Source organism: Stenotrophomonas geniculata ATCC 19374 = JCM 13324 (genome assembly GCF_001431625.1).
In the GTDB taxonomy this organism is placed as follows: domain Bacteria; phylum Pseudomonadota; class Gammaproteobacteria; order Xanthomonadales; family Xanthomonadaceae; genus Stenotrophomonas; species Stenotrophomonas geniculata.
The window spans coordinates 24533-48272 of sequence record NZ_LLXT01000122.1 but is presented as its reverse complement, the minus strand read 5'-3'; the positions used below and the strand labels follow the sequence as shown (position 1 = coordinate 48272).

General features: G+C 66.3%; 28 protein-coding genes and 1 pseudogene. 14 read left to right on the top strand and 15 right to left on the bottom strand.

All coding sequences use genetic code 11. The features are described from left to right. Nucleotides 1-83: 83 nt before the first annotated feature. Both ARC63_RS15225 and ARC63_RS15220 read left to right on the top strand, forming a co-directional pair. Nucleotides 84-512 (top strand): PAS domain-containing protein, encoded by a 429-nt coding sequence (locus ARC63_RS15225; protein WP_010485321.1) that lies wholly within the window; start codon nt 84-86, stop codon nt 510-512. Next, the gene (locus ARC63_RS15220) at nt 509-2038 is read left to right on the top strand and encodes a diflavin oxidoreductase (RefSeq protein ID WP_057503712.1); all 1530 of its coding nucleotides are present in this window, start codon (nt 509-511) and stop codon (nt 2036-2038) included. Before ARC63_RS15225 ends, ARC63_RS15220 begins: the two co-directional genes overlap by 4 nt. 93 nt (nt 2039-2131) lie before the next feature. Here ARC63_RS15220 and ARC63_RS15215 read toward each other — a convergent pair whose 3' ends face one another. The 11 genes from ARC63_RS15215 to moaA form a co-directional block, all read right to left on the bottom strand. Next, nucleotides 2132-2800 carry an ATP-binding cassette domain-containing protein gene (locus tag ARC63_RS15215; RefSeq protein WP_057503711.1) on the bottom strand — a complete coding sequence of 223 codons (669 nt, stop codon included), beginning with the start codon at nt 2798-2800 and terminating at the stop codon, nt 2132-2134. Further along, nucleotides 2790-3473 carry a molybdate ABC transporter permease subunit gene (gene modB, locus ARC63_RS15210; protein ID WP_057503710.1) on the bottom strand — a complete coding sequence of 228 codons (684 nt, stop codon included), beginning with the start codon at nt 3471-3473 and terminating at the stop codon, nt 2790-2792. Before modB ends, ARC63_RS15215 begins: the two co-directional genes overlap by 11 nt. 3 nt (nt 3474-3476) lie before the next feature. Continuing rightward, nucleotides 3477-4220 (bottom strand): molybdate ABC transporter substrate-binding protein, encoded by a 744-nt coding sequence (gene modA / locus ARC63_RS15205; RefSeq protein ID WP_057503709.1) that lies wholly within the window; start codon nt 4218-4220, stop codon nt 3477-3479. Nucleotides 4221-4243: 23 nt separating this feature from the next. Then, the gene (locus ARC63_RS15200) at nt 4244-5020 is read right to left on the bottom strand and encodes a helix-turn-helix domain-containing protein (protein ID WP_057503708.1); all 777 of its coding nucleotides are present in this window, start codon (nt 5018-5020) and stop codon (nt 4244-4246) included. Between the two features lie 68 nt (nt 5021-5088). Continuing rightward, nucleotides 5089-5454 (bottom strand): hypothetical protein, encoded by a 366-nt coding sequence (locus ARC63_RS15195; protein WP_057503707.1) that lies wholly within the window; start codon nt 5452-5454, stop codon nt 5089-5091. Next, nucleotides 5451-5993: a molybdenum cofactor guanylyltransferase gene (mobA, locus tag ARC63_RS15190; RefSeq protein WP_057503706.1), complete on the bottom strand. Its 543-nt coding sequence runs from the start codon at nt 5991-5993 to the stop codon at nt 5451-5453. The genes ARC63_RS15195 and mobA overlap by 4 nt, the downstream gene beginning before the upstream one ends. A gap of 108 nt (nt 5994-6101) precedes the next feature. Next, complete coding sequence (locus ARC63_RS15185; RefSeq protein WP_057503705.1) at nt 6102-6602, bottom strand: molybdenum cofactor biosynthesis protein MoaE; 501 nt, start codon at nt 6600-6602, stop codon at nt 6102-6104. A 3-nt stretch (nt 6603-6605) separates the two neighbouring features. Continuing rightward, the gene (locus tag ARC63_RS15180; RefSeq protein ID WP_005413671.1) at nt 6606-6866 is read right to left on the bottom strand and encodes a MoaD/ThiS family protein; all 261 of its coding nucleotides are present in this window, start codon (nt 6864-6866) and stop codon (nt 6606-6608) included. After that, nucleotides 6866-8119 (bottom strand): molybdopterin molybdotransferase MoeA, encoded by a 1254-nt coding sequence (locus ARC63_RS15175; RefSeq protein WP_057503704.1) that lies wholly within the window; start codon nt 8117-8119, stop codon nt 6866-6868. Before ARC63_RS15175 ends, ARC63_RS15180 begins: the two co-directional genes overlap by 1 nt. Continuing rightward, complete coding sequence (gene moaCB, locus ARC63_RS15170; RefSeq protein WP_057503703.1) at nt 8116-9114, bottom strand: bifunctional molybdenum cofactor biosynthesis protein MoaC/MoaB; 999 nt, start codon at nt 9112-9114, stop codon at nt 8116-8118. Before moaCB ends, ARC63_RS15175 begins: the two co-directional genes overlap by 4 nt. An 8-nt stretch (nt 9115-9122) precedes the next feature. Next, on the bottom strand, nt 9123-10103 hold the full coding sequence (moaA, locus tag ARC63_RS15165; RefSeq protein ID WP_057503702.1) for a GTP 3',8-cyclase MoaA: 981 nt from the start codon (nt 10101-10103) through the stop codon (nt 9123-9125). 564 nt (nt 10104-10667) lie between these two features. On the opposite strand from moaA, the gene ARC63_RS15160 reads away from it, so the two are divergent. After that, entirely contained in the window at nt 10668-11042 is a 375-nt protein-coding gene (locus ARC63_RS15160) for a hypothetical protein (RefSeq protein WP_057503701.1), read from the top strand. Between the two features lie 45 nt (nt 11043-11087). Here the strand turns inward: ARC63_RS15160 and ARC63_RS15155 are convergent, their stop codons facing one another. The 3 genes and pseudogenes from ARC63_RS15155 to ARC63_RS15145 all read right to left on the bottom strand — a co-directional run bounded on the left by ARC63_RS15155 (nt 11088) and on the right by ARC63_RS15145 (nt 14101). Next, nucleotides 11088-11423, bottom strand: a complete 336-nt coding sequence (locus tag ARC63_RS15155; RefSeq protein ID WP_049480918.1) for a DUF6984 family protein — start codon at nt 11421-11423, stop codon at nt 11088-11090. A gap of 750 nt (nt 11424-12173) precedes the next feature. Next, nucleotides 12174-13288, bottom strand: a pseudogene (locus ARC63_RS15150) (RHS repeat-associated core domain-containing protein); the annotation flags it as partial. 18 nt (nt 13289-13306) lie between these two features. Next, complete coding sequence (locus ARC63_RS15145; protein ID WP_057503699.1) at nt 13307-14101, bottom strand: AraC family transcriptional regulator; 795 nt, start codon at nt 14099-14101, stop codon at nt 13307-13309. A 79-nt stretch (nt 14102-14180) separates the two neighbouring features. Here ARC63_RS15145 and ARC63_RS15140 point away from each other — a divergent pair, with 79 nt between their 5' ends. From ARC63_RS15140 to ARC63_RS15120, 5 genes are all read left to right on the top strand, one after another. Beyond that, nucleotides 14181-16142: an FUSC family protein gene (locus ARC63_RS15140; RefSeq protein WP_231298645.1), complete on the top strand. Its 1962-nt coding sequence runs from the start codon at nt 14181-14183 to the stop codon at nt 16140-16142. Nucleotides 16143-16146: 4 nt separating this feature from the next. Beyond that, nucleotides 16147-16356, top strand: coding sequence for a DUF1656 domain-containing protein (locus tag ARC63_RS15135; RefSeq protein WP_057503698.1), 210 nt, complete (start codon nt 16147-16149; stop codon nt 16354-16356). A 1-nt stretch (nt 16357) separates the two neighbouring features. Beyond that, a complete protein-coding gene (locus tag ARC63_RS15130; protein WP_057503697.1) occupies nt 16358-17242 on the top strand; it encodes an HlyD family secretion protein in 885 nt (294 codons plus the stop codon). Beyond that, entirely contained in the window at nt 17239-18675 is a 1437-nt protein-coding gene (locus ARC63_RS15125) for an efflux transporter outer membrane subunit (protein WP_057503696.1), read from the top strand. The genes ARC63_RS15130 and ARC63_RS15125 overlap by 4 nt, the downstream gene beginning before the upstream one ends. Nucleotides 18676-18808: 133 nt before the next feature. Next, the gene (locus tag ARC63_RS15120; RefSeq protein ID WP_019337825.1) at nt 18809-19156 is read left to right on the top strand and encodes an RcnB family protein; all 348 of its coding nucleotides are present in this window, start codon (nt 18809-18811) and stop codon (nt 19154-19156) included. A gap of 49 nt (nt 19157-19205) precedes the next feature. Here the strand turns inward: ARC63_RS15120 and ARC63_RS15115 are convergent, their stop codons facing one another. Continuing rightward, a complete protein-coding gene (locus tag ARC63_RS15115; RefSeq protein ID WP_057503695.1) occupies nt 19206-19523 on the bottom strand; it encodes a hypothetical protein in 318 nt (105 codons plus the stop codon). A 492-nt stretch (nt 19524-20015) separates the two neighbouring features. Here ARC63_RS15115 and ARC63_RS15105 point away from each other — a divergent pair, with 492 nt between their 5' ends. The 6 genes from ARC63_RS15105 to ARC63_RS15080 all read left to right on the top strand — a co-directional run bounded on the left by ARC63_RS15105 (nt 20016) and on the right by ARC63_RS15080 (nt 23676). Further along, entirely contained in the window at nt 20016-20210 is a 195-nt protein-coding gene (locus tag ARC63_RS15105; protein ID WP_057503694.1) for a hypothetical protein, read from the top strand. After that, nucleotides 20203-20649 (top strand): YbbD-related protein, encoded by a 447-nt coding sequence (locus tag ARC63_RS15100; RefSeq protein ID WP_057503693.1) that lies wholly within the window; start codon nt 20203-20205, stop codon nt 20647-20649. The genes ARC63_RS15105 and ARC63_RS15100 overlap by 8 nt, the downstream gene beginning before the upstream one ends. Nucleotides 20650-20684: 35 nt before the next feature. Next, the gene (locus tag ARC63_RS15095) at nt 20685-21215 is read left to right on the top strand and encodes a Cif family virulence factor (RefSeq protein ID WP_057503692.1); all 531 of its coding nucleotides are present in this window, start codon (nt 20685-20687) and stop codon (nt 21213-21215) included. 111 nt (nt 21216-21326) lie between these two features. Continuing rightward, nucleotides 21327-22001 carry a response regulator transcription factor gene (locus tag ARC63_RS15090; protein WP_057503691.1) on the top strand — a complete coding sequence of 225 codons (675 nt, stop codon included), beginning with the start codon at nt 21327-21329 and terminating at the stop codon, nt 21999-22001. Then, on the top strand, nt 21998-23230 hold the full coding sequence (locus ARC63_RS15085; protein WP_057503690.1) for a HAMP domain-containing sensor histidine kinase: 1233 nt from the start codon (nt 21998-22000) through the stop codon (nt 23228-23230). Before ARC63_RS15090 ends, ARC63_RS15085 begins: the two co-directional genes overlap by 4 nt. Before the next feature lie 59 nt (nt 23231-23289). Then, nucleotides 23290-23676: a diacylglycerol kinase gene (locus tag ARC63_RS15080; protein ID WP_057503689.1), complete on the top strand. Its 387-nt coding sequence runs from the start codon at nt 23290-23292 to the stop codon at nt 23674-23676. The last annotated feature ends 64 nt before the right edge of the window (nt 23677-23740 follow it).

Genomic DNA, 23740 nt, shown 5'->3' with positions numbered 1-23740 from the left:
TCAAACCGCCCGCCGCCGCGCGGGCGTATTTCTATGCAGGACCCGAACACGCCGGCGTTACCGGCATCCACAAGGACCCTGCGATGAGCTACACCCCCGACAACGTCCAGCTTCTGAACGCCATGCAGAACGTCATGGTGATCTCCACCACCGACCTGCAGGGCAATATCACCTATGCCAACGACCTGTTCTGCACGCTCACCGGCTTCGCCCGCGAGGAGCTGATCGGCCAGCCGCACAGCATCGTGCGCCACCCGGATGTGCCCAAGGCGGTCTACAAGGACATGTGGGACACCATCAAGGCCGGCAAGACCTGGACCGGCATCGTGCCCAACCTCGGCAAGGGCGGCGTGCTCTATGTGGTCGATACCACCGTGCAGCCGCTGTTCGACGCCGACGGCAACATCACCTCGTACATCAGCATCCGCCGCGTGGTGAACGACCTGATGCAGAACTACGACCTGGTCGAGTTCAGCAAGGAAAAGTTCGACGACTTCTACGAGGCCGCGTGAACGCCCTCCCGGCCAGTACGCCCTTCAGCCGCCTGCTGGTGGGTTTCGCGTCCGAGTCTGGCAACGCCCGCGCCTTGGCCCAGCGCCTGGGCGCGGACCTGCAGCCGCACGGGCCGCAGGTGCTCCCGTTCAACGACATCGACGTGGCCAGTCTCGGCCACGGCGATGTGCTGCTGGCGATCTCCAGCTCGTTCGGCGATGGCGAACCGCCGGCCAATGGCGAGCAGTTCTTCGAAACACTGCGCCAGACCCCGACGCTGCGCGGCCTGCGCTATGCGGTGTTCGGCCTGGGTGACACCGGCTACCCCAGTTTCTGCGGCTTCACCAAGGCGCTGGATGTTGCACTAAGCGAGCGCCAGGCCCAGCCGCTACTGCACCGAGTGGACGCCGATCTGGGCTACGAGCAGTTCTTCCAGCAATGGCAGCCGGTGCTGGGCCAGGTGCTGGATGGTGACCTCAGCGCTGGCCAGGACCTGCGCCTGCAGGTCACCGCCTATGGCGAAGACAATGCCTTTTCCGCCCCCATTTTCGAACGCCGCCGCTTGAACAGCAGCGACCCGGCCGCGTGGCACCTGCAACTGGACATTGCCGGCAGTGGCATGGCCTATCGCGCGGGCGACACCCTGCACGTAGTACCCGAGAACGATCCTGCCCTGCTGCAGGCATTGGCCACCTGGTACGGCGACACCGCCGCCGTGGCCGCCCTGCATGACCGCGAGCTGCGCCTGCCGAGCAAGGGCGTGCTACGCGAACTGGCCAGGCTCGGTGGCAGCGAGGTACTGAAGGGCCTGTTGAAGGTCAGCCAGAAGCGCGAGCTGGACGCCTACCTGCATGGCCTGGACCTGCTGGACGTGCTGCAGGACCACGCCACCCCGGACAGCGTTCCGCTGGACCGGCTGCGCGAACTGCTGTCACCGCGGCTGCCGCGCGCCTATTCGATCGCCTCGCACCCGTTCAACGACCAGCTGAGCCTATGCGTGCGCGAAGTGCGCTACACTCTGCGCGGCCGCGAACGCTTCGGCACTGCCACCGGCAGCCTGCTGCATGGCGGCGACCATGCCCGTGTGTACTGCCGCTCCAACCCCGGCTTCCACCTGCCCGATACCGGCGAGGCACCGCTGCTGCTGGTCGGCACCGGCACCGGCATCGCGCCCTTGATGGGCCTGATGCAGGAACTGCAGGCCAACGCCTGCGAACGTGAAGTGCACCTGGTGTTTGGCGAGAAGCATCGCCAGCACGACTACCTGTACCGCGACCAGCTGCAGGACTGGCACACGCGTGGCGTGCTGGCCGGCCTGCATACCGCGTTCTCGCGCGATGGCACCGAAAAGGTCTATGTGCAGCATGTGCTGCAGCAGCGCGCCAGCGAAGTGCGCGACGTCCTGGCCCGCGGTGGGCATCTGTACCTGTGCGGCAGCAAGCGCCACCTGGAAGGCGCGGTGCGCGAGGCCATCGATGCCGTCGCGGGTGCAGGGCAATGGGACGCGCTGCGGAATGAAGGCCGCACGCACTGTGAACTGTATTGATCCGTTGATCCTGTAGAGCCGAGCCCACGCTCGGCTGCTGTTGGCGGTGTCGCGCAGAGCAGCCGAGCATGGGCTCGGCTCTACAGGTGCAGGTCAATCGCCGACGATGCGGCCGTCGACCACGCGCGCCACCTGCTGGCCGAACATGGCCACGTCCTGCGGGTCGTGGCTGATCAGCAACAACGGGATGCCGGTCCGGTCCAACACGGTTTCCAGCTCCTGGCGCAGGTGCTGGCGCAGGTCGTGGTCCAGTGCGGAGAACGGCTCATCCAGCAGCAGCGCCTGCGGCTGCGTCACCAGGGCGCGCGCCAATGCAGTGCGCTGGCGCTGGCCACCGGAGACCTGCGCGGGCAGCAGATCACCCACCGTGTCGATGCGGAATGCGTGCAGCCACTGCTCCACCGCATCGAAGCGCTGGCGCGCGCGCGGATTCAACCACCCGCGCTCCAGCCCGAACGCCACGTTCTGGCGCACGCTAAGGTGCGGGAACAACGCGTAATCCTGGAACACGTAGCCCAGCCGGCGGCGATGCGGCGGCAGATCCACGCCGTTGGCCGCATCGAACAAGGTCTGCCCCTGCACGCGCACATGTCCCTGCCCGGGCCGCAGCAGCCCGGCCACCGCCTTCAGCGTCAGGCTCTTGCCGGCACCCGAGGGTCCGAACAGCACCACCTGCCGCTGCGTGCACTGCAGCGATACGTCCAACACGAAATCCTGGCCGGCCGCCCGCAGGCGGCGCTGCACCTGCAGGTCAAGCCACATCACGCAGCTCCCGGCGACGTCCGCCCACCAGCCGCGCAGCCAGCAACAGGATCACGATGCAGACCACCGAGGTCAGGATCACCAGCGCATTGGCCTTGCCATCCTGACCGGCCTGCACCGCCTCGTAGATGGCGATCGACAGCGTCTGCGTGCGACCCGGAATGCTGCCCGCCACCATCAACGTGGCACCGAACTCGCCCATGGCGCGTGCGAATGCCAGCAGCAGCCCGGCAAGAATGCCACGCCAGGCCAGCGGCAACGTGATGCGGAAGAACACCGCGGCTTCGGACACACCGAGCGTGCGTGCGGCTTGTTCCAGCTGCCCGTCCACTTCGTCGAACGCCGCGCGCGCCGGCTTGAACACCAGCGGCAACGAGGCCACCGCCGCCGCGATCACCGCGGCCTGCCAGGTGAACACCAGGTTGATGCCGAACCACGATTGCAGCCATGCGCCGACTGGGCCGTTGCGACCGATCAGTACCAGCAGGTAGTAGCCCAGCACCGTCGGCGGCAGCACCATCGGCAAGGTCAGCAGCGAATCCAGCAGCTCACGGCCGGGAAATCGCCGCCGCGCCAGCAATGCGCCCAGTGCCACGCCCAGCACCAGATTGATCGCGGTGGCCCAGCCGGCCACCTTCAGCGACAACCACAGTGCGCTCCAGTCCAGATCCATGCCTCAGGGCGTGCCGAACCCGTGCCTGGCCAGGATCGCCTGGCCTTGCGGCGAACGCACGAAGGCAGCGAAGCGCCTGGCCTCCACCGGCTGCGTACTGGCCTTGGTCACCGCCAGCGGATAGGCAATGCGCCCGGGCACCGGAACCGCGAAGGCACGGCGCACCCGGTCGGGCATTGCCTGTGCATCGGTGGCATAGACGAAGCCGGCATCCACTTCACCGCGCGCCACGTAATCCAGCGACTGGCGCACGTTCTGCGTCGTGATGATCCTGCCCTGCACCGACGGCCACAGGCCCGCCGCTTCCAGCGCGCCCTTGGCATAGCGGCCGACCGGCACGCTGTCCGGGTTGCCCAGTGCGATGCGCTGCACACCAGCACCGGCCAGGTCCTTCAAGGTATGCGGCGCAGCCTTGGCCTGCGGCGGCACCACCACCCACAGCGCATTGACCGCGAACACCTCGCGGGTGCCGGCCGCCAGCAGGTCCTGCTGCTGGGCATGGTCCATCGTGGTTTCATCGGCCGACGCGAACACATCCACCGGTGCGCCGCGGCTGATCTGCTGCAGCAGCACGCCGGAGGCGGCGAAGTTGAAATCCACCTTGGTTCCCGGGTGTGCCTTCTCATAGGCGGTGCCCAGTTCGCGGAAGCTCTCGGTCAGGCTCGATGCCGCCGACACCGTCAGCTCAGCCGCCCAGGCCGGTACTGCAACCAGCATTCCCAGCAACAACAGCCCCGCTCGCATCATGGGTCGGCCCCTCGCCTGCCTGATCAGTCCAGTCCGGATTCCCGGGTCACGGCCAGTTCCGCCAGCCGCTCGGGTTGCAGCAACAGCATCTCACGTTGGTTCACCGCAATCACACCCTCGTCGCTCAACCGGCGCAGCACCCGGCTCACCGTCTCCGGCGCCATCCGCAGGTAGTTGGCAATCTCGGTACGGGCCATGCTCAGGTTGAAACGGGTGGCCGAGAAACCGCGCCGGGAATAGCGCTCGGAAAGATCCAGCAGGAACGCGGCCATGCGCTCCTCGGTGCGATGGTTGGCCGCCAGCGTGGCGACCTTGCCGATCTCCGCACTGAGCAGGCTGAACAGCCGGGCCTGCAGTCCCGGCATGCGGGTGGCCAGCAGGCTCAGGCGCGGAAAGGAAATACGGCACAGGTAGACCGTGTCCAGCGCTATGGCATTGCAGGGGAAGCGCGCGCCATGGATGGCATTGAGCCCGATCACTTCACCGGGCAGGCTGAATCCCAGCACCTGCTCGTTGCCCTGGCTGTCATCGACAAAGGTCTTGACCATCCCCGCGCGGACCGCTGCGATCGAATCGAACGGATCGCCCGCACGGAAGAGATAGTCGCCAGCCTGGAACGGACCCACATGATCGACCAGCACATGAAGCTCGCCCAGCGCGGTCTTGTCGTAGCCCTGCGACATGCAGGCGTCCGAGAACGCACAGGTACTGCAGAAGTGCAGCGCGTCACCGTCATCGGCCGCTGCCGGATTGGGCGTGGCCGGTCGGGACGCGGAGGGAGCGGAGGGATTCAGGGGCATTGCAGCAACGCAGGAACGAAGGCCCTCATCATACGACAGCGCGTCACCCGGCCCTGAGCAACCTGCGCTTACTCCGGCGCAGGTTCAGAACGTCGCTGCGGGCCACGCTGCCGCACGCTGTCTCGCACATCCACGTCGAACTGGAGCTGCAACATGCTGTCGTCATCCAGGGCGATGCCGAAGCCCAGGCCATCGCGGCAAGGCAGCCGCCCCGCCAGCCCTTCAACAGCTTCGCGTGGCAGCACCAACCGGCAGAATGTGCCGCCATCAAGCAGCACGGCCTGATCGCCTGCATGCAACGAGACCGCGGCGCCCCAGCCGCCACTCCCACCGAAGCGGGTCAGGTTCTCCACCGACTCCCCGCCAAGCAGTCGTGCCAGTTCCTCTTCATCCACGCGCAGGCGCATCGATTGCTGTTGCAGCTGGACCTTCATGCTGTGATGGACTCCCATTCCGACGGGGTATTGCAGTTGAGCAGCAACGCCTGATCCTCCGGCGCCAGTGGCAACCGCGTCACGCCCAGGCGTTCCTGCAGGGCGCGCAGTGAACGACGCGCCGTCGGATCCTCAATCAGCTCCTGCAGCACGCGGCGGCAATGATCATCGATCGGCAACCGCATCGGCAACGGTTCATCGTCGAACACCGTGCAGGCACGCGCTTGATCGGCCTGCAGCCGTTGCAACAGCGCGGGTGTCACCCGCGGCGTATCGACCGGCACCACCCAGGCGGGGCCATCAGTCATCTTCATCGCGACACTGTAGAGGCCGCCCAGCGGGCCGCAGCGTGCGACCCGGTCCGGGATTCCGCCAAACGCCGGGTAGTCACCGCTCACCCACACCCGCCCGGCGCCCGCCTGCAGCAACAGCCCCCGCATGTGTTCCAGCATTGTGCGGCCGTGCCAGGGCAGCAGCGCCTTGTCGCGGCCCATCCGGCTGGACAGGCCACCGGCCAGCACGATGCCGTTGATGGTCATCGCAATAGAGCCACGCCATGCGTGGCTGTGTCGGCCGGACGCGCGGGAAAGGCCTCATCCACGCATGGCGTGGATCTACTGAGTCCCGCGCCCCTCCGAAGGGCGCGGTCAATGCCCATGGTCATGTGTGTGGTCGTGGGAGTGCGAAGCTTCGCTGTCTGCATGGCATAGGCTGCAGCCCTCGCTCCACGCGCTGTCGCCGTCTTCGTAATGCTCCTGCTTCCAGATCGGGCACTGGTGCTTCACCACCTCGATCAGCTGCCGGCACGCGCGGAACGCCTCGTCGCGGTGCGGGCTGCCGGCGGCCACCACCACCGCCACATCGCCGATGCCGAGTCGCCCCTTGGCATGGGCCACATACAGTTTCAACTTCGGACCGAACGTAGCCTCGACCTCGGCCGCCAGGCGCTTGAACTCGTTCAGCACCAACGGCTCGAACAGGTCGTAGGTGATCCCGGTCACCCGCCGGCCCACATTGACGTCGCGCACCTTGCCGATGAACACATCGATGCCGCCGAAGCCCGGATCGGAGACCGCCGCGATGCCTTCGGCCGGATCAATCGCCGCCTGCGCGCGGTCCACCACCTTCGCGATGATCGTCTCGCTCATCGCTCAGCCCCCGCTCACCGGCGGCAGGATCGCCACTCGGCCATCGTCGGGCAACGCCTCGTGGTCGCGCAGCACGCGTTGCTGGTCGGCGAACGCCGAGTAATCCAGCAGCCCGGCACGGAAACCCGGCCAACGCAGCGGCAGCAGCTCGCGCAGCGCCTGGCGCAGATCGGCCACGGTGCCGCCGGCCACCTCCACGGCAATCTCGCGGCTGGCATCCAGATCGGAGAACGCGCCGAACAACTGCAGATTTACCTGTCTCATCACGGCTCCTGGCTCGCCAGCTGCACCGGGTCCTGATGACCCCAGCCCTGCACACGCACCGGCGTGCCGGCAGGGGCCAGACCGCCCTCGCCTTCCAGCACCACCCAGGCGTTGGCCTGCAGCATGGACATCAAACGGAACGACTCCTGCCCGGCCAGCACGCGCGCACTCAGGCGACCCTGCGCATCCACTTCCACCCGCGCCCGCGCGTGGAAGCGCAGGCCGGGCGGCGTGCGCACGTCGGTCTGCAGGGGCAATGTCAACACCGGCTCCGGTGCCAGCCCCAGCAGGCGGCGCAGTACCGGCTCGACGAAGAAGCGCTGGCCCACCGCAGCCGACACCGGGTTGCCGGGCAGGCCGAAATACAGCGCGCCATTGGGCAGCACCGCAAACAGCAACGGCTTGCCCGGCCGGATCGCCACCTTGTGGAACACGATGCGCGCACCCCGGCCGCGAAGCGCGTCGGGAATGAAATCGTAGCGGCCGGCCGACACCGCGCCGGTGCTGATCAACAGCTGCGCACCCGCGTCCAGCGCTTCATCCAGGACCGCGTTGAACGCCGCCACCTCATCGCCCACCGTGCCCTGCCAGACCACCTCGGCACCGGCGGCCTGCAGGCGGCCGACCAGATACGGCCGGTTGCTGTCACGAATCTGCCCGGATGCCAGCGTCTGCGCCGCCTCGGTCACCAGCTCCTTGCCGGTAGCAATCACCGCCGCCTTTGGCCGCGCCACCACCGCCACCTCGCCCACGCCAATGGCATGCAGCAGGGTGCGCGCGTTGATGTCCAGCACCTGCCCGGCCTGCAGCACGCGCTCGCCGTCGCTTACATCCTCGCCGCGCAGGCGCACGTTCTGGCCCGGCTTCACCAATGCCTTCAGGGCAATGCGGGTCGGGCGGCCATCCTCGCTGGCGAGGATTTCTACGTTCTCGACCGGTACCACCGTATCCAGCCCTGCCGGCATGCGCGCACCGGTCATGATTTCCCAGGCACCCTCGCCGCCTTCGGCGCCGGCATCGCCTGCTGCCTGCCAGCCCTGAACAGCGAACTCGGTACCAGCTTCGAACGTCGCGCCGTTGGCGCGCAGCGCGAAGCCGTCCATCGCCGAATTGTCGAACGGCGGCAGTGACTGCGCGCTGTGGATGTCACTGGCCAGGACCCGCCCGGCCGCCTCATGCAGCGGCAGGTGTTCGGCCGGCAACGGCGTGGCCGCGTCCAGCAGGTGCTGCAGCGCTTCACTGTAGGCAATCATGCGTGGCCATCCCCCTCGACCATCGCCAGCGCATGGCCCAGCACCGGCGCCAGGATATCCAGGCACTGCGCCGCCGCCTTCGGGCTGCCAGGCAATGCAAACACCAGCATGTTGCCCAGCTGCACCACCTCGGCGCGGCTCAGCCAGGCCATCGGCGTGTGCTGCGCGCTCAGCGCCCGCACCATCTGTGCCAGGCCATGCACCGGCCGCGCGTTCAACGAACGCAGCGCCTCCGGGGTCAGGTCACGCGGGCCCAGCCCGGTGCCGCCGGTACACAGGCACAGGCGCACGCCCTCGGCCGCCAAGGCCTGCAGGCGGGTGGCCAACGGCTCGATGCCATCAGGCAAGACCTCGGCGGCCACCACCTCGCCACCCAGCTTTTTCAGCCCGGTCACGAGGGTCGGGCCGGACACATCCTCATAACTGCCCTCGCTGGCGCGATCACTCAGTGTGATCACCGCGCAGGCCGCACCCTCCAACCCCTTCGGTGCACGCGGCTTGAAACGCGCACGCTCGGCCTCGTCCATGCCGTCGGGGTGCAGCCAGACCCCGCGCTTGCCGCCTTCCTTGAACAGCAGGCGGATGCCTTCGATGCGCAGCGCCGGCTCCACCGGCTTGCTCAGGTCGTACAGGGTCAGCAGCGCCGCGTTGACGCCGGCCAGTGCCTCCATCTCCACGCCGGTGCGCGCCTCGCTGGCGCACTCGCACCACACGCGGATCGCCTGCCGCTCCGGCACCGGTGCGCAGAACACCTGCACCAGTTCCAGCGGCAGCGGATGGCACAGCGGCATCAGCATCGACGCCATCTTGGCGCCCTGCAGGCCGGCAATCTCGGCCATCACCAGCGCATCGCCCTTGGGCAGGCGGCGCTCGACAATCAGCGGATAGGCCACCGGACCGGCATGAAGCTCGCCCACCGCCACCGCACGACGGCGGCTGATGCGCTTGTTGCGGACATCGGCCATGTGGAAGGCCGCATTCAATTCCCCACTCATCGTGTTGCTCATCCTCCGATGGAGGCCAGGTGCGGGGTCAGCCCGGTCTGGCCCTGGTGCAGTCCATGCCCGGCCGCTTTCAGGCCAAGCTGGGTGGTGATGCGTGCCAGCAGCGCGTCGTGGTCCTCGTCGCGCTGCAGCAGCGGGCGCAGCGGCACGCCGAACTCGCCGAACAGGCACAGCCGCAGGTCGCCCTTGGCGGTCACCCGCAGGCGGTTGCAGCCCTTGCAGAAGTCACGCGAGTACGGCGCGATGATGCCGATGCTGCCGCGATGGTCGGGGTGGCCGAACTCGCGCGCCGGGCCGGCATCGGCGGCGCGCGGGCGCTCGTGCCAGCCAGCCGCCAGCAGCTGCTCGATCACCACGTCGGCGCGCAGGTGGTGGCGCTGGAAATAGGCTTCGTTGTCGCCGGTACGCATCAGTTCGATGAAGCGCACGCTGAAGGGGCGATCGCGCAGGTACTCCATCCACTGCGGCAGCTCGTCGTCGTTCAGGCCGCGCAGCAGCACTGCGTTGAGCTTGATTGCCGAAAGGCCCAGCGCCTGCGCCAGCGCAAGACCCTGCTGGATCTCTGGCAGACGGTCGTGGCCGGTGATGGTGTGGAAACGCTCGCGCTGCAGGCTGTCCATGCTCACGTTCAGCGCAGTCAGGCCTGCCCGGTGCCAACCCGGCAGGCGCCGCGGCAGCAGCGTGCCATTGGTGGTGATGGCCACCTTGCGGATGCCCGGCACCGCCGCCACGGTGGCGATGATCTCGTCCAGATCCTTGCGCAGGCTGGGCTCGCCACCGGTCAGGCGGATCTTGCTCATGCCCAGCGCGGCAAAGGCCCGCACCAAGCGGCCGATCTCATCCACCTGCAGGAAACGCGGGCGGCCGTCGGCCTGGTACCCGTCGGGAAGGCAGTAGCTGCACCGGAAGTTGCAGGCTTCGGTGAGCGACAAGCGCAGGTACGGAAAGCTGCGTCCGAAGCTGTCGGTGAGTTGGCTCATCGCTGTTCCGCCTCCTGGTACCACCCTGCAGCCCTGCCCCTGAACGGGTTGTCGACCCCAACCCGCAGAGTGCGCTGGGGCGTTGAAAGCGTCAACCCGGGAGGCACGCAGCCTGAATTGGCACCGCCTGTCGTGATAGGCCCTCCCCGCCCGTCCCGTTCGCCGTGACAACCTGGACACATGTCGCAGATTGCACGTTGCGGGCGGATCACTACGCCAGCCAGCACTGGCGGGGCTTAACAGCGTAGGACAATGTCAAAAGCGTCTCCAATCGAGTGATGTTTGCAACTCTTCTGATTGGCATTGCACAGCGCCAGGGGCTCAGATGGCGTGCCACCGGAAAAGGGTGGCCGGGCTTCGAATCCCGTGTTGGCCTTGAGTAAGTGCGCTTGCCAGCCGGCGTCACCATGCGTGGCGCCGGCTGGCAATCCGTCTGCCGGCTATGGCGGGCGGTGCGTTGGGGGCGTTCGCGCCCGCCGGCTTGAGGCCAACCCGGATTCGAACCACGTACCGCCCGCCACCTTTCGAGTGGCGGCTACCGATTGCCCTGCACGGAGCCTCGCCATGAACGAATCGGACTTCCCGCATCTGCACGCCTACCGCAGCGCCGCCGGCGATGACGGTTCGCCACAGGCTGCGCCAACAGTGGACAGGAACACCTTCATTGCCAATCTCCACCGCATCGGCTCCGGTGCGGCGGCCGATGGGCAACCGTGGCCGGAGCGTCACCAGCTGCCCGGCCGCCGCCTCGCCCTGGCCGACGCCGATTGCGCGTTGACCGGGTTGCGGGTGGTGCTGGAAATGCTGCTGGCGGCCGAACGCACCCGGCAGAATGGCGAACCGGAAGAGTACGTGGGCGACCGGGTGATGGAGGGGTTGGTCATGGCCTGCCAGTCGTTGTGCGCGCAGGCGGTGGGGCGGTTGCAGCCCGAAGGGTGAACGCGATGCGCCACGCCCTTCGGCGAGGACCACTTTCAGCAGGTGTCAGTGCTCGCTGAAAGCGCTCCTCAGATCGACCCCGATGATCGGTGAGAAGTCCACTTTGCACAGCTCCAGCTCGAAGAGCTGATCGTGATTGTCCAGGCACAGGGTGACTCTCACCGGCACGCCGTCGGCATCGGCAAGCATTGCAGTGGCAATGTCGCTTCCGAAGACCTGGGTCGTGCTGGACAGGAACACCACGCCTCCGAATCCGACGACCTCCACGTCCTCCACCTGGGCGAGCGCCAGATCCTTCAACAACCGTTCGGACAGCTCGTTCGTCTCGGGCAGCAGCCTGTGGATGAGGGAGACCTCGTCGGGGGTGAGGAATCTGGGCACGGGATGTCCTTCAGGGCACTGCATCCAGCCTCCCCCGCAAAGACTACTGTGAGTAATTGACTTCTTTAGTGACATTTCCACTTCGGTCGTACCATCGCCACACACCGGCCTTATGCCCATTCTTAAACTGTCCACGCATACGAATATACCCATCATCTGCGGCGACAAATGGACCATCAGCAATCTCGCACCCCTTCAAAGAGCCCGCTTTTCCCCACGGCCCGGTCTTCAGTCGAGCGGGCTCAACACATTCTATCCGCTCATCGTCGAACGAATTCGTCGTTGCGCCCTGCTTCTGATCCGCACATGCCGAAGAAAGTGACGCCAGCAGGACGCATGTCATGTATCTCTTCATACCTACCTCAGCCCAGGAACCTTCGAGTTGAGCAATCGTTTGTTCTGCTCTTGCTGCAGTTCGACTGTACTAGCATTCCAAAGTGTCTTGGCTACAAATGATTGGCAATGGTTGGCAGGCCCCCACCTACCAAGTGATCTCCCTATCTGAAGCTGGGAATTGACTCTCGCTTCGTCGACATTTTTAACCACTTTGCATGATGCTCCAGGCTCATTGCTACGACCGACATGGTTGGTCACCTGCACGGGATCGCCTGGCATGTCTCCACTGTCGTTACCAGGTACGTTTCCACGAGTGCCACCCATGCCTGCCTCAACTGTATCCGTACGAATCCATTGGTGATCAATTGGATTGTTGGATACTCCAAAGGCCGGCTGACTACATACAAGTACTTCCAAGCCCTCAGGGTCAATCCAACTCATCGGATTTCCCATCGCGTAGCCAAAGGTATTTGGCCCCGCTGCGAGCCCAATCGGATCACTCTGCGAATAACGACCCACCGCAGGGTCATACTCCCGCTGGTAGTTGTAGAACAACCCACTCGCATCCGTCGCCTGTTGGCCCGGGAATCGCAGCGCCAACTCGAATGCCACGCCATCGCCGTCCGGATCGGCGCTGGGAATCTGGTTGCCAAATACTTCGCTCTTGTTGCTCCACTCCCAGATCGAGACATTCCGCACCGGGTCGATCACAACGCGCGGTGTGCCAGGTGATCTGATTGGACGTAGGCCAGTTCCGGCACGCCGGTACTCTGCCCATTGATCAGCGCCACCGGGTAGTTGTCCAACCAGATGGCCTGCTGCTGCGCCTGGCCCGTGGCCGAGTAGTTGCCCAGCCACTGCCCAGCCTCGTCGTAAAACGTGATCTGCGCTGCGCCACCGGCCGGGGTACGCAGCACGCGCTCGCCGCGATGGTTGTAACCGTAGCTTTCCAGCACGGCATCACCCTGCCTCACCGCGTTCATGCGGTTCGCATCGTTGTAGATGAACGTCTTGCTGCCGATGCTGGTGGTGTTGCCCACCGCGTCCTGGGTGCGCGCTTCGCCATCCACGGCGGTCAGCCGGTGGCTGGTTGCGGGATAGGTGTAGCTGGCGGTGCCTGCCGAGATGGTCAGCGCGGTCCGATTGCCCGTGGCGTCGTAGGCATAGGTTTCGATCGGCGTGCCAGTCGCGCCGTCCTGAGTCTGGGTCAGGCGACCCAGCGTGTCGTAGGCGTACTTGGCCAGCACCGTCGAGCCCGTGCCGTTCTTCAGCTCGGTGACCGAGCCGACCGGGTCATAGCCGTAGCCCAGCGACAGGCCGCCTGCCGCCGGGTCGTGCACCGCCTGCGGGCGATAGTCGAGGTCCAGCGGGCGCTGCAACTGGCGGCCGTTGCCATAAGTCCAACCGGTCGCCGGTCCGAAGGCCGCATAGGTCACGTTGTTCACCACGATCTGGCGGGCTTGGCCGGGCCGGGTCAGGCCGATCTGGCTGATGCGGCCCTGGATATCGCGCACGTTCCAGGCAACGGCTTCCCCCGTTGTTCCCCGCTACTGCCCGCGCAGCCGCACGGCAAAGTACCGCGCCGGGGAAAGGCCAAGCGCCTTCTTGAACATCGTGATGAAGGCCGTCACCGACTCATAGCCCAGCGTCTCGGAAACGCGTTGTACCGGTGCACCCGCGGCGAGTTCACGAATGGCGATGAGCAGATGCAACTGCTGCCGCCAGCGCCCGAAGGACAATCCCGTTTCGCGTTCGATGAGCCGGGTCAACGTCCGCTCGCCCAGGGCCAGGCGCATGGCCCACTGGCTGATGGTGCTGCGGTCTGCCGGATCCGCCGACAGCGCCGCCGCCAGCGCACGCACCTTCGGGTGATGGCTGACCGGCAGCGACAGATGCTCGGCCGGCATCTGCACCAGCTCGTCCAGCAACACCCGCGCCAGCCGGTCGGTGTGGCTGCCATGCGGGTAGTCCAGCGGCGCGTCGGCCAGGTGCAGGATCATCTCGCGCAGCATCGGGGAGATCGCCAGCGTCACGCATTGCATGGGCAGATCGACAATGCCGGGCTCGACGAACAGGTAGCACAGGCGCGCGTTGGCGGTGGCGCGGTTGCTGTGCGGCATGCCACCCGGAATCCAGACGCCACACTGGGGCGGCACGATCCACAACGCATTGGCCACTTCGCAGGTCACCGCCCCATGCAGCGCAAGAATGAGCTGACCCTTGCGGTGCTCATGCACGGGAATCTCCGCGTCGTGCTCGGCCACCTGCAGGCGGCTGGCGACCGCCGGGCGATCGGTCTCGTCCGGGTCCAGGTCAAAGCCGGGGAGCGAAATGCGAGCCATTCTCACATTGACCGGTTTTAGCGATTGATTGTCATTGTAGCGAAATTCGCCAGTGCGGCCGATCACTAGCATGAGCCGCATGCACTCCCCCACCCCGTTCCGCCCCTACATGCGCCAGGCATTTGCCCGGTTGAAAAACCCTGCCCTCAGGACCGATCAGGAAGCGCTGCTGTTCTCGCTCAAATGCCTGCTCGCCGCGTCGCTGGGGCTGTATGTCTCTCTGAGGGTCGGCCTGAATCGCCCGTTCTGGGTGATCGGCACGGTCTATCTGGTGTCACAGCCCTTTTCCGGGGCAACACTCAGCCGCGGCCTGTTCCGCCTGCTCGGTACCGTGGGCGGGGCCGTCGCCACCGTCGTGCTGGTGCCACGTTTCGCCAATGCCCCCCTGGTGCTGAGCGCCGCACTCGCCACGTGGATGGCGCTGTGCCTGTATCTGGCGATGCTCGACCGCACGCCACGTGCCTATGCGTTCCTGCTGGCCGGCTATACCACCAGCCTGATTGGATTTCCTGCGGTGATGGTGCCGGGAGACGTGTTCACCATTGCCATCACGCGGGTGCAGGAAATCGCCATCGGCATCCTGGCTGCAACGCTGGTACATGCGCTGGTGCTGCCGCGCCGGGTCTCGATGCGCGTGCACGCGCGGGTTGCTGCCGTGCTGGATGATGCGGAACGATGGACACGGGACATGCGCGCCGGTGCATCGGACACGGTACTGGCGACGGACCGCTCGAAAGTGGCCGCCGACCTGCTCGAGCTGCATGTGCTGTCGATCCACCTGCCCTACGACAGCGCCCACGGCGTGGCGCAGGTGCAGATCCTGCGCGCCCTGCACGACCGGATGCTGGACGTCCTGATGCTGTCCAGCGCGGTGGAAGATTCCATCGACCGGCTGCGTTCACCACAGGCCGGCGCGATGGATGCAACGGGCTGGCGCGATCTGCTGCAGGCCGGCCTCGCCGCGCAACAGGCCGAGCTCGACCTCGCCCACGCCGACTGCCGCGTGCTGCAGGCGCAACTGCACACTGCCCGTCCCGACTGGCGTCGGCATGTGCCTGCCCGCCTTGCGCGACATGTGCAGGGTGCGGTACTTCACCGGGATCATCGGCTTGCCCTGCGCAGCGCGCTGGGCGCGTTCGCCGGCATCCTGCTGAGCTGCGTTCTGTGGATCGTCACCGGCTGGTCGGAGGGCGCCACGGCGGTATCCATCATCGGCACGGCGTGCGTGCTGTTCGGCACGATCGAAGCGCCGGCACCGCATGTCATGCGCTACCTGGTGGGATCGTGCATCGGCGTGGCCGTCGGCCTGCTCTACGGTCTGCTGATCTTCCCCGCGTTGTCCGATATCACCGGCCTGATTGCCGCGCTCGCGCCGGTGCTGCTGCTGTGCGGATCGTTCCTGGCCCGGCCGCCCTTCATCATGGCCGCCCTGGGCGTGGTACTGACCTTCCCGATCATCGCAGGCCTGGGCGCGACCAATTCGGTCAACATCGTCGGCGCACTCAACAACAGCGTTGCGCTGTTCGTGGGTACGACGGTGGCACTGTGCAGCATGCAGCTGTTCCAGACCGCCGACGCGGGCCGCAACCGCGCACGGTTGGAGCATTCGATCCGTCGGGATATCGCACGACACACCGCCGGACGAGGTGATGTGACCCGCGCCTGGCTCAGCCGCATGCTGGATCGCATCGGGCTGCTCGCTCCAAGGTTGCAGGGCCGTTCCAGCGCAGTACACGAGCTGCGGGTATTGTTTGCGGACGTTCGTGCGGCACATGCATCCAGCCAACTCCGCACACTGGACAAGTACCTGGACAACCCGCACGTTCGGGCGCTACACGCGGCGCTGGTCGAACGCGTCGCCGCACATTTCAGGGTTCGCGCCCACGCGCCACGCAGTGTCGATGCCCATCTTCTGAAGTTGTTGGACTGCATGCGCGAGGCCGCAACAGCCATCGCCGAGGCCGATCGAGGGAATCTGCTGCACCTGCTCAGCGGGTTGCGCCGCGACCTGCTGGCCTCACCGCTCACCCATCGGCACTGACCGCATGCTCTCTGATCTTTCCATTGATGGCGTGCACATTCCCGGCCTGCTCGCCGTGGCCGCTGCCGCCTTGGTGCTGTCGATACTGACTTCACGCCTGCTCGCCAGCCTCGGTCTGTACCGGCTGTTCGCCGCGCGGCCGCTGGTGGGCCTGTCCCTGTTCGTGATCCTGGCGGAGCTGATGATCCGGCTCTCGCCCCTGCTCGAGAAATGAAATGAAACACCTGCTTGCTGTCATCGGGCGCTGGAGCGCAACTCTGGGCGTGTGTGCGCTTGCCGCCATTGCCGCGTTCTCCCTCTGGAATCGTTACGAAATGCGCCCGTGGACGCGGGATGGGCGGGTGCGCGCCGATGTGGTGCGCGTTGCGTCGGACATGGGGGGGCTGGTCACCCAGGTGCTGGTGCACGACAACCAGCGGGTCAGTGCCGGCCAGCTGCTGCTGGTGCTCGATCAGCCACGCTTCGCCGCCACGCTGGAGAAGGCAGACGCGGCGGTCAGGAGCGCGCATGCCACGCTGGCGCTGGCCCGCCGCGAATCGGCGCGGGACAACGCACTTGGCAACCTGGTCGCTTCGGAAACCCGCGAACGCAATGCCGCCAAGGTCGATACCGAGCTGGCCGCGCTGGCGCAGGCACGGGCCGAACAGCGCGTTGCCCAGCTCAACGTGCAACGCACCGAGGTGCGCGCAACCACCGATGGCATCATCACCAACCTCGACCTGCACGCGGGCGACTACCTGCAACCCGGTGCGCAGGCACTGGCGCTGATCGACACCGGCAGCCTGCGTATCGAGGGCTACTTCGAGGAAACCAAACTGGCCTGCATCACCGAGGGGGATGCCGCCGTGGCCCGGCTGATGGGCGACAACCACGACGTCCGCGGACACGTGGATACCATCGCCGCCGGCATTGCCGACGATCAGCGCTCAAGCACACACAACCTGCTGCCCGCCGTGGCGCCAACTTATACCTGGGTGAGGCTGGCGCAGCGCATCCCGGTACGCATCCGCATCGATGATGCGCCGTCGGATATCCGCCTGATCGTGGGTCGCACTGCGAGTGTGACCATCACACCCTCGGCACCGGGAGCCTGCAAGTGAGCGTGCGAACACTACGCGGTGGGCTGCTTGCCCTGCTGCTGCCCATGACGGCCTGCGTATCCGGCCCCGACTATCACCTGCCTGCGAATGCGGTCGCGGCCTCCCCCCAGGTGGCGCGGGCGTTCGTCTCGGGCCAGGAGGCATCGTTCAGCCAGGACGCGCCACCAGATCGATGGTGGCACCTGTACGGCGACCCCCGGCTTGACGCCTACGTACGCGAAGCACTGGCGGCCAATACCGACCTGCGCGCCGCCGATGCCAACCTTCGGCGCGCCAGCGCAACCGTGCTGGAGTACCGCGCGCGCGGTGCCGTGCAAGCCGACGTGGATGCATCGGGCACGCTCACCCATACAGGTGGCTACGCCCAAGCGCCGGCCGCGCCGCAGTCGTATGCGCTGGGCCTTCACCTCTCCTATCCACTGGATCTTGCAGGCGGCATCCGCCGCGGCATCGAAGCCGCCAACGCGGACGCCGAGGCCGTCGCTGCGGCACGCGACCAGGTCCGCGTGGTCGTCGCTGCTGCCGTCACCCGTGCCTATTTCCAGATCTGCACAAGCAATCACACGCTCGCTGCGACCCGGCAGGTGCTGGCGATACAGCGCGCCACGCTGGAGGCAACCCGCCGCCTCGCCGCAGGCGGCCGAGGAACGGACTTCGATGTCAGCCGTGCCGGTGCCGCCGTCAACCGCAGCGCGGCGGGGATACCGCACCTGCTGGCCGAACGTCAGGCCGCACTGTTCGAACTGGCCGCATTGATGGGCAGGGTGCCGGCGGACTATCCGAGGGAGGCGGAAGCGTGCCCGCGCCCCCCGGAGCTGGAGCAGGCGCTGCCGGTCGGTGAGGGCTGGCAGCTGCTCCAGCGGCGCCCTGACATACGTGCCGCCGAGCGGAGCCTTGCCGCGGCCACGGCGATGATCGGCGTAGAGACCGCGGAACTTTATCCGCGGGTCACCCTGGGCGCATCCCTGGGCACAGCAGGCACGCGAGGGCAGCTGTTTTCGGCCGACGGTTTCGGGGCGAGCGTCGGGCCGCTGCTCTCATGGCACTGGCCCAACCGCCGCGTGGCCAAGGCCCGCATCGCGGCGGCCGGCGCCAATGTGGATGCCGCTCTTGCTTCCTTTGACGGCATCGTGCTGCAGGCACTGCGCCAGACCGAGACCGCGCTTTCTGCCTGCACGCAGGAGCTTGAACGCGAGCGCAGCCTGGCGCAGGCGCGCGGGGACGCGGCGCGCGCAGCCGGACAGGCACAGCAGCTCTACCGCTTCGGCAGGATCGATTTTCTCGACGTGCTTTCGGCCCAGGCCGCGCTGGCAGATGCGGAGTCCGCACTGGCGGCCTCCCGCGCGGAGCGGGTCGACCGTCAGATGGATGTGTTCCTGTCACTGGGTGGCGGTTGGGCTGCAGGGGCCGTCGCCATTGGTGCGGCCCGCTGACGTCGTCTTCGCAGCAGCAGCCGCTACCCGATCTGTTCATGAAAGCCCTGTCCACATCCGTATTCATTCACACGGCCTGCCCTATATTCGCGCTCACAGCGCCGCATATCGCGGCCATGACGGAGGCATCCCGATGACATCCATACGTCTTCTTGCCATTGCCGTGGGCTCGGCCGCAGCACTCGCCGTAGCGCCCGCCTTCGCCGATCCGCCGCACCACGCCCGCGGCAACGGCCCGCCACCGCATGCGGGCGGCCCGCATAACCGTGATGCGCCGCCGCCGGGCTGGCAGAAGAAGGCCTGGCGACGTGGCGAGCGCCTGCCGTGGGCCGAAGTGGACCGCCGCTACTGGGTAGACGATTACGCGCGCTATGACCTGCGCGAGCCGGGCCGCGACCGGCGTTGGGTGCGCCAGTCCGACAACGAGTACCTGTTGGTGGAGATCGCCACCGGGCTGATCATCGACGCCCTGCATCGCTGAAGCGACCTGCAGCGTCCGACATGGAGCGATTTACCCCGGTGCAGACACCCTACGACCGGGGTCGCTCCGGTCGGGGGTGTTTGCGCCCACCGCGCCCCACATGCCTCCGCTGCCGCCCGGCATGCATGCCCTCCCGCAGTGCGATATGCCCGACCATCAGCGCCGCGGCAACGAGCCCCATCGCAACCAGTATTTCGAATCCCCGATCACCAAAGAGCAGGCGGATGGAGATCTCCAGTGAGCACAGCCTGCCGCAGCTCAGGCCGTGCTCGTTGAAGCCATAAATGAGCACCATTACGCCCATCAGCCCGCACGACGCCATCAGGGCCAAGCTTGCGATGAAGATGAAAGGTCGATGGATACGCATGCGCTTGTCGCGGTCTTCTACAGTGATGTCAAGCGCGACGTTACGAGCACGTGATCGGAAGCAGCCAACTCCACCGACCAGGCTTGGGTATCCAGGCCCAGCCGGTTCTCATACCACCATCGCTGCGCACAGCGACCCCGCATCCACTGCTGGCATAGCGGGTAAAGGGAGCACCGGCATGCTCCACCACGTCAGGTTGCCCCAGCACCCGCAGTACCTAGGCCCTGCTCGCCCCGACCGGGACCGAGGCAAGCGCGTGGGAATGCCACACTGAGATCGCCGAGCAACTGGCAACGTACGCCACGAACAGGCCGGCAAGCCCCCCCATCAGTGTCCTCATTGACAGACCCCCTCCCGCGCCTCGCGCCCGCGCATCATCCGCGCAGACCTTCTTCAACGTCAAACCTCGACAAGCGGGCCTGTTGCAGCGCCCGGCATCCGTGCTAGCGTGCGCCGACCGATGATTCAGGATGAACACAGGGACGCCCGTCGATGGCAGGCAAGCGCCGGAAGGACAGGATCGCGCAGGAGATCGGCCTGTTCATGCAGCAGTACGCGCGCAAGGCGCAGCGCCATACCGGACCCAACGACCGGCCGTACGATCGGAAACTGGAAGCGCGGCTCAAGCGCTTGCCACCGGAAGAACTGGGTAGGCTGCTTTCCGGAGAAGAGGACGACGATGACTAGCCCCGCCGGAATGGCCAGGCGCGCCATCGTCGTGACATTCTGTAGCGCGCTCGGCGCCTGCGGACTGGTGATGGACAGTTCGTTCGACACTCTGTGCGAGGCGCTTGACGCCGACATGGTGAACAAGGGATGGATTCCCGATTGGGTACCCCACGAGGCGACCGACCTGCGCGAGGTACACGACCTCGACTCGAACACCAGCGCGCTGGCCTTCACCAAGCCCCCTGCGATACCACTGCAGCTGCCTGCGGATTGCCAGGCAACCATATTCAACGACAGCGATCCTGTTGCGTTCAATCGACACTGGTGGCCTGGCGACGCGACGCTCAGCGCGTCGTACCGCGTCTTTCGCTGCGCACCTGAATCCGGAAAATCGGTCTTCGTCGCCATCAACAGGACCGAAGACCGCGTGCTCTTCTGGCGAACCTACGCACGGTGATGCGCCCGCACCGCCGCCCCTCTTCTCAGGAACCCATGATGCCCAACGCGCGTGCACGCCTCGCCGCCCTCGCCCTCTCTCTCGCGGCGTGCCTGCCGGCCTACGCCGCGCAGAACGCCCCCGCCGACATCGAAGCGATCGAACAGGTTGTCGAATCCTTCCGGACCTCGCTGATCAACAAGGACAAGCCGACCTACATGGACCTGTTCTTTTCGGACAAGCCGGAAGACATCGGCTGGCAGTATGTTTCCGAGGACGTGCGCCTGCAGGACATCCGCAAGGCCAAGCCCGATGCGATCAAGGTGCGGCAGATTCCCGCCAACAACTTCATCGCGCTGATCGATGGAGCGGTGGCCTCGCCGAAGCCGAAGGAGGAGAAGTTCTCCAACACGAAGATCGAGACAGACGGCGACGTGGCCTCGGTGTCGTTCGACTACAGCTTCCACGACGATGGGGTGAAGACCAACTGGGGCAAGGAAATGTGGCAGCTGATCCGCACCGAACAGGGCTGGAAGATCTTTTCGGTGATCTATTCGATCCGCGACTCACGCAGCCCGGCCGATTGAACGTCGCTTGAGGACGCTGAGCGCCGATTGCCGATTGCGATCCATTCAGCCAGGGCATTGGCATCCGGCAAGAGATCGGGCAGAGTTCGGCCACGCGCAAGGACGCACGCCATGACCCGCCTGCTGATCATCGAAGACAACCCCGAGCTGGTTGCCAATCTGTATGCCTTCTTTGAACCGCTGGGCTACGTCCTGGACGACGCCCGCGACGGCGCCAGCGGACTGCGCCGGGCCACGCAGCACGACTACGACGCCATCCTGCTGGACCTGATGCTGCCCCGGCTGGACGGCATGACGCTGTGCCAGAAGCTGCGCCAGGAGTTCCAGAACCCGGTACCGATCCTGATGCTGACCGCGCGCGATCCGGTCGAAGACCGCGTGCAGGGCCTGGCCCTGGGCGCGGATGACTACCTGGTCAAACCGTTTTCGCTGACGGAACTGGATGCGCGGATCAAGGCCCTGATACGACGCGCCCAGGGCCGCCAGGTCCAGAGCGTGCTGGCGTGGAAGGATCTGCAGGTGGACACGCGCTCGCCGCAGGCCTGGCGGCAAGGCCGCTGCATTGCGCTGACACCCACGTCGCACAAGCTGCTGATGTGCCTGGTGCGCGCGGCGCCCGCCGTGGTGCGCAAGCAGGAGATGGAATACCTGGTCTGGGGCGACGAGCCACCGGACAGCGGCGCGCTGCGAACACACATCCATGAGCTGCGCCTGCAGGTGGACCGCAGCTTCGACGCCGCGCTGATCACCACGGTGCACAGCGTCGGCTGGCGCATGCAGGCGTGAGCCCTGCCTCCCTCTACCGCCGCCTGAGCTTGCGTGCCCGCATCACGATCTCGTTCGTGCTGTTGATGGCCGGTGCCATGGGTTTCATCGTTCTGGCCGAACAGGTCGACTACGACCAGGTCCGGGCTGCTGTCGTCGCGCGGACCCAGCACGGTGAAGTGGAAAGGCTGCAGGCCGCGCTGGCTCGTGGCCAACGCCCCGCCCTGCCACCGGGGACCCAGCTGTTCGATGCCCATGACGCGCCTGTCGTGCTGCGCCAGTACGGCCCGGGCCATCACGGCGAAGAGGCGCCCAACGAGTGGCACCTGAGCGTCTTCAACAACGGCGACCAGCGCTACTACCTGCTGCAGGATGCGGCGCACTATGGCTATCTGGAACACCTGATCAACGCCTTTGCGGCACTGGTCATTTCGATCTGCGTGCTCGGCGCCTTCCTGATCGGCCGCAAGGTAGCGACGCACGTCATCGCACCCATCACGCGATTGGCGGACGCGGTGCAGGACGGCCAGAAGCCTTTTCCCTACCAGGACGCGCGCGATGAGATCGGTGTACTCGCCCGCGCCTTCGCCCGACACAGTGACGAGCTCGAACGGTTCCTGCATCGCGAACAGTGCTTCAGCGGCGATGCCAGCCACGAGTTGCGCACGCCGCTGGCCATCATCGGCGGCGCTGCGGAGACGCTCGCCTGCCAGCTTCCGGCCGACAGCCACCTGGTTCCCAGCGCGGAGCGCATCCTGCGCACCACCCAGGAGATGCAGCGCCAGCTGACCTGCCTGCTGCTGCTCTCACGCGCCCCCAGTACCGTGCCGCGCAACAAGGTGGCCCTGCGCCCGCTGATCGAATCCTGCATGGAGCGCTGCCAGCCGTGGATTTCCGGCAAGCCGGTGATCGTTGCGTTTGATGCCCGGCATGACGCCGTGCTGGACACCAACGCAGATCTGGCGCACAGCGTGATCTGGAACCTCCTGCGCAACGCCTGCCAGTACACCGAAAGGGGCGAAGTGAGGATCACCCTCCACGACACCGCACTCACCGTCGCCGACACCGGACCCGGCCTGCCCTCCAGTATCGACCCACAGCAGTTCCAGCGCTTCGTGCCCGGCAGCCCGCACAGTGGCGAGGGACTGGGGCTGTCCATCGTGCAGCGCATCGTCGAGCACCTGGGTTGGAGAATGACGGTGCGTTCCTCGCAGCAGGGCTGCCGGTTCAGACTGGAGTGGCCCATCTGACGGTTTCCTGACGCGCGCCTGCACATGCTGGGGATTGCTCACTTCACGGCGGAAACGGCATGCAGCACCCCAAGGACAGCGGCAAGTACCCGCACGGCAAGAGCGGCCTGAGCCGCATCTTCCACGCCCTCATCCATTCGCGCGATGGTTTCATCGCCACCTTCCGCGGCGAGGCGGCCTTTCGCCAACTGCTGCTTCTGCACGCGCTGTTGATCATTGCAGCGTTCGTGCTGGACATCAGCAAGCTCGAACGGGCGCTGGTGCTGGCGGTCTGCTTCATCAGCCTGCTGGTGGAACTGCTCAACTCGGCGATCGAAGCAGTGGTCGATCGCATCTCACTGGAACGGCATCCACTGTCCAAGAACGCAAAGGACATGGGCAGCGCCGCGCAGACCACCGCACTGTTGATGGTGGGCGCGGTGTGGGGCGTGATCCTGCTGGGCTAGTCCGCCCAACCTGACAACTTCCTGATAAAGCGGTTTCGATACTGCGCGCACTCCCGCTCCACGG

What these genes read in the sequence shown, in the direction of transcription:
- ARC63_RS15225 (WP_010485321.1), top strand. Translation starts at nt 84, where the DNA reads ATGAGCTACACCCCCGACAACGTCCAGCTTCTGAACGCCATGCAGAAC.
- ARC63_RS15215 (WP_057503711.1), bottom strand. Translation starts at nt 2,800, where the DNA reads ATGTGGCTTGACCTGCAGGTGCAGCGCCGCCTGCGGGCGGCCGGCCAG.
- modB (WP_057503710.1), bottom strand. Translation starts at nt 3,473, where the DNA reads ATGGATCTGGACTGGAGCGCACTGTGGTTGTCGCTGAAGGTGGCCGGC.
- modA (WP_057503709.1), bottom strand. Translation starts at nt 4,220, where the DNA reads ATGATGCGAGCGGGGCTGTTGTTGCTGGGAATGCTGGTTGCAGTACCG.
- ARC63_RS15200 (WP_057503708.1), bottom strand. Translation starts at nt 5,020, where the DNA reads ATGCCCCTGAATCCCTCCGCTCCCTCCGCGTCCCGACCGGCCACGCCC.
- ARC63_RS15195 (WP_057503707.1), bottom strand. Translation starts at nt 5,454, where the DNA reads ATGAAGGTCCAGCTGCAACAGCAATCGATGCGCCTGCGCGTGGATGAA.
- mobA (WP_057503706.1), bottom strand. Translation starts at nt 5,993, where the DNA reads ATGACCATCAACGGCATCGTGCTGGCCGGTGGCCTGTCCAGCCGGATG.
- ARC63_RS15185 (WP_057503705.1), bottom strand. Translation starts at nt 6,602, where the DNA reads ATGAGCGAGACGATCATCGCGAAGGTGGTGGACCGCGCGCAGGCGGCG.
- ARC63_RS15180 (WP_005413671.1), bottom strand. Translation starts at nt 6,866, where the DNA reads ATGAGACAGGTAAATCTGCAGTTGTTCGGCGCGTTCTCCGATCTGGAT.
- ARC63_RS15175 (WP_057503704.1), bottom strand. Translation starts at nt 8,119, where the DNA reads ATGATTGCCTACAGTGAAGCGCTGCAGCACCTGCTGGACGCGGCCACG.
- moaCB (WP_057503703.1), bottom strand. Translation starts at nt 9,114, where the DNA reads ATGAGTGGGGAATTGAATGCGGCCTTCCACATGGCCGATGTCCGCAAC.
- moaA (WP_057503702.1), bottom strand. Translation starts at nt 10,103, where the DNA reads ATGAGCCAACTCACCGACAGCTTCGGACGCAGCTTTCCGTACCTGCGC.
- ARC63_RS15160 (WP_057503701.1), top strand. Translation starts at nt 10,668, where the DNA reads ATGAACGAATCGGACTTCCCGCATCTGCACGCCTACCGCAGCGCCGCC.
- ARC63_RS15145 (WP_057503699.1), bottom strand. Translation starts at nt 14,101, where the DNA reads ATGGCTCGCATTTCGCTCCCCGGCTTTGACCTGGACCCGGACGAGACC.
- ARC63_RS15140 (WP_231298645.1), top strand. Translation starts at nt 14,181, where the DNA reads ATGCACTCCCCCACCCCGTTCCGCCCCTACATGCGCCAGGCATTTGCC.
- ARC63_RS15135 (WP_057503698.1), top strand. Translation starts at nt 16,147, where the DNA reads ATGCTCTCTGATCTTTCCATTGATGGCGTGCACATTCCCGGCCTGCTC.
- ARC63_RS15130 (WP_057503697.1), top strand. Translation starts at nt 16,358, where the DNA reads ATGAAACACCTGCTTGCTGTCATCGGGCGCTGGAGCGCAACTCTGGGC.
- ARC63_RS15120 (WP_019337825.1), top strand. Translation starts at nt 18,809, where the DNA reads ATGACATCCATACGTCTTCTTGCCATTGCCGTGGGCTCGGCCGCAGCA.
- ARC63_RS15115 (WP_057503695.1), bottom strand. Translation starts at nt 19,523, where the DNA reads ATGCGTATCCATCGACCTTTCATCTTCATCGCAAGCTTGGCCCTGATG.
- ARC63_RS15105 (WP_057503694.1), top strand. Translation starts at nt 20,016, where the DNA reads ATGGCAGGCAAGCGCCGGAAGGACAGGATCGCGCAGGAGATCGGCCTG.
- ARC63_RS15100 (WP_057503693.1), top strand. Translation starts at nt 20,203, where the DNA reads ATGACTAGCCCCGCCGGAATGGCCAGGCGCGCCATCGTCGTGACATTC.
- ARC63_RS15095 (WP_057503692.1), top strand. Translation starts at nt 20,685, where the DNA reads ATGATGCCCAACGCGCGTGCACGCCTCGCCGCCCTCGCCCTCTCTCTC.
- ARC63_RS15090 (WP_057503691.1), top strand. Translation starts at nt 21,327, where the DNA reads ATGACCCGCCTGCTGATCATCGAAGACAACCCCGAGCTGGTTGCCAAT.
- ARC63_RS15080 (WP_057503689.1), top strand. Translation starts at nt 23,290, where the DNA reads ATGCAGCACCCCAAGGACAGCGGCAAGTACCCGCACGGCAAGAGCGGC.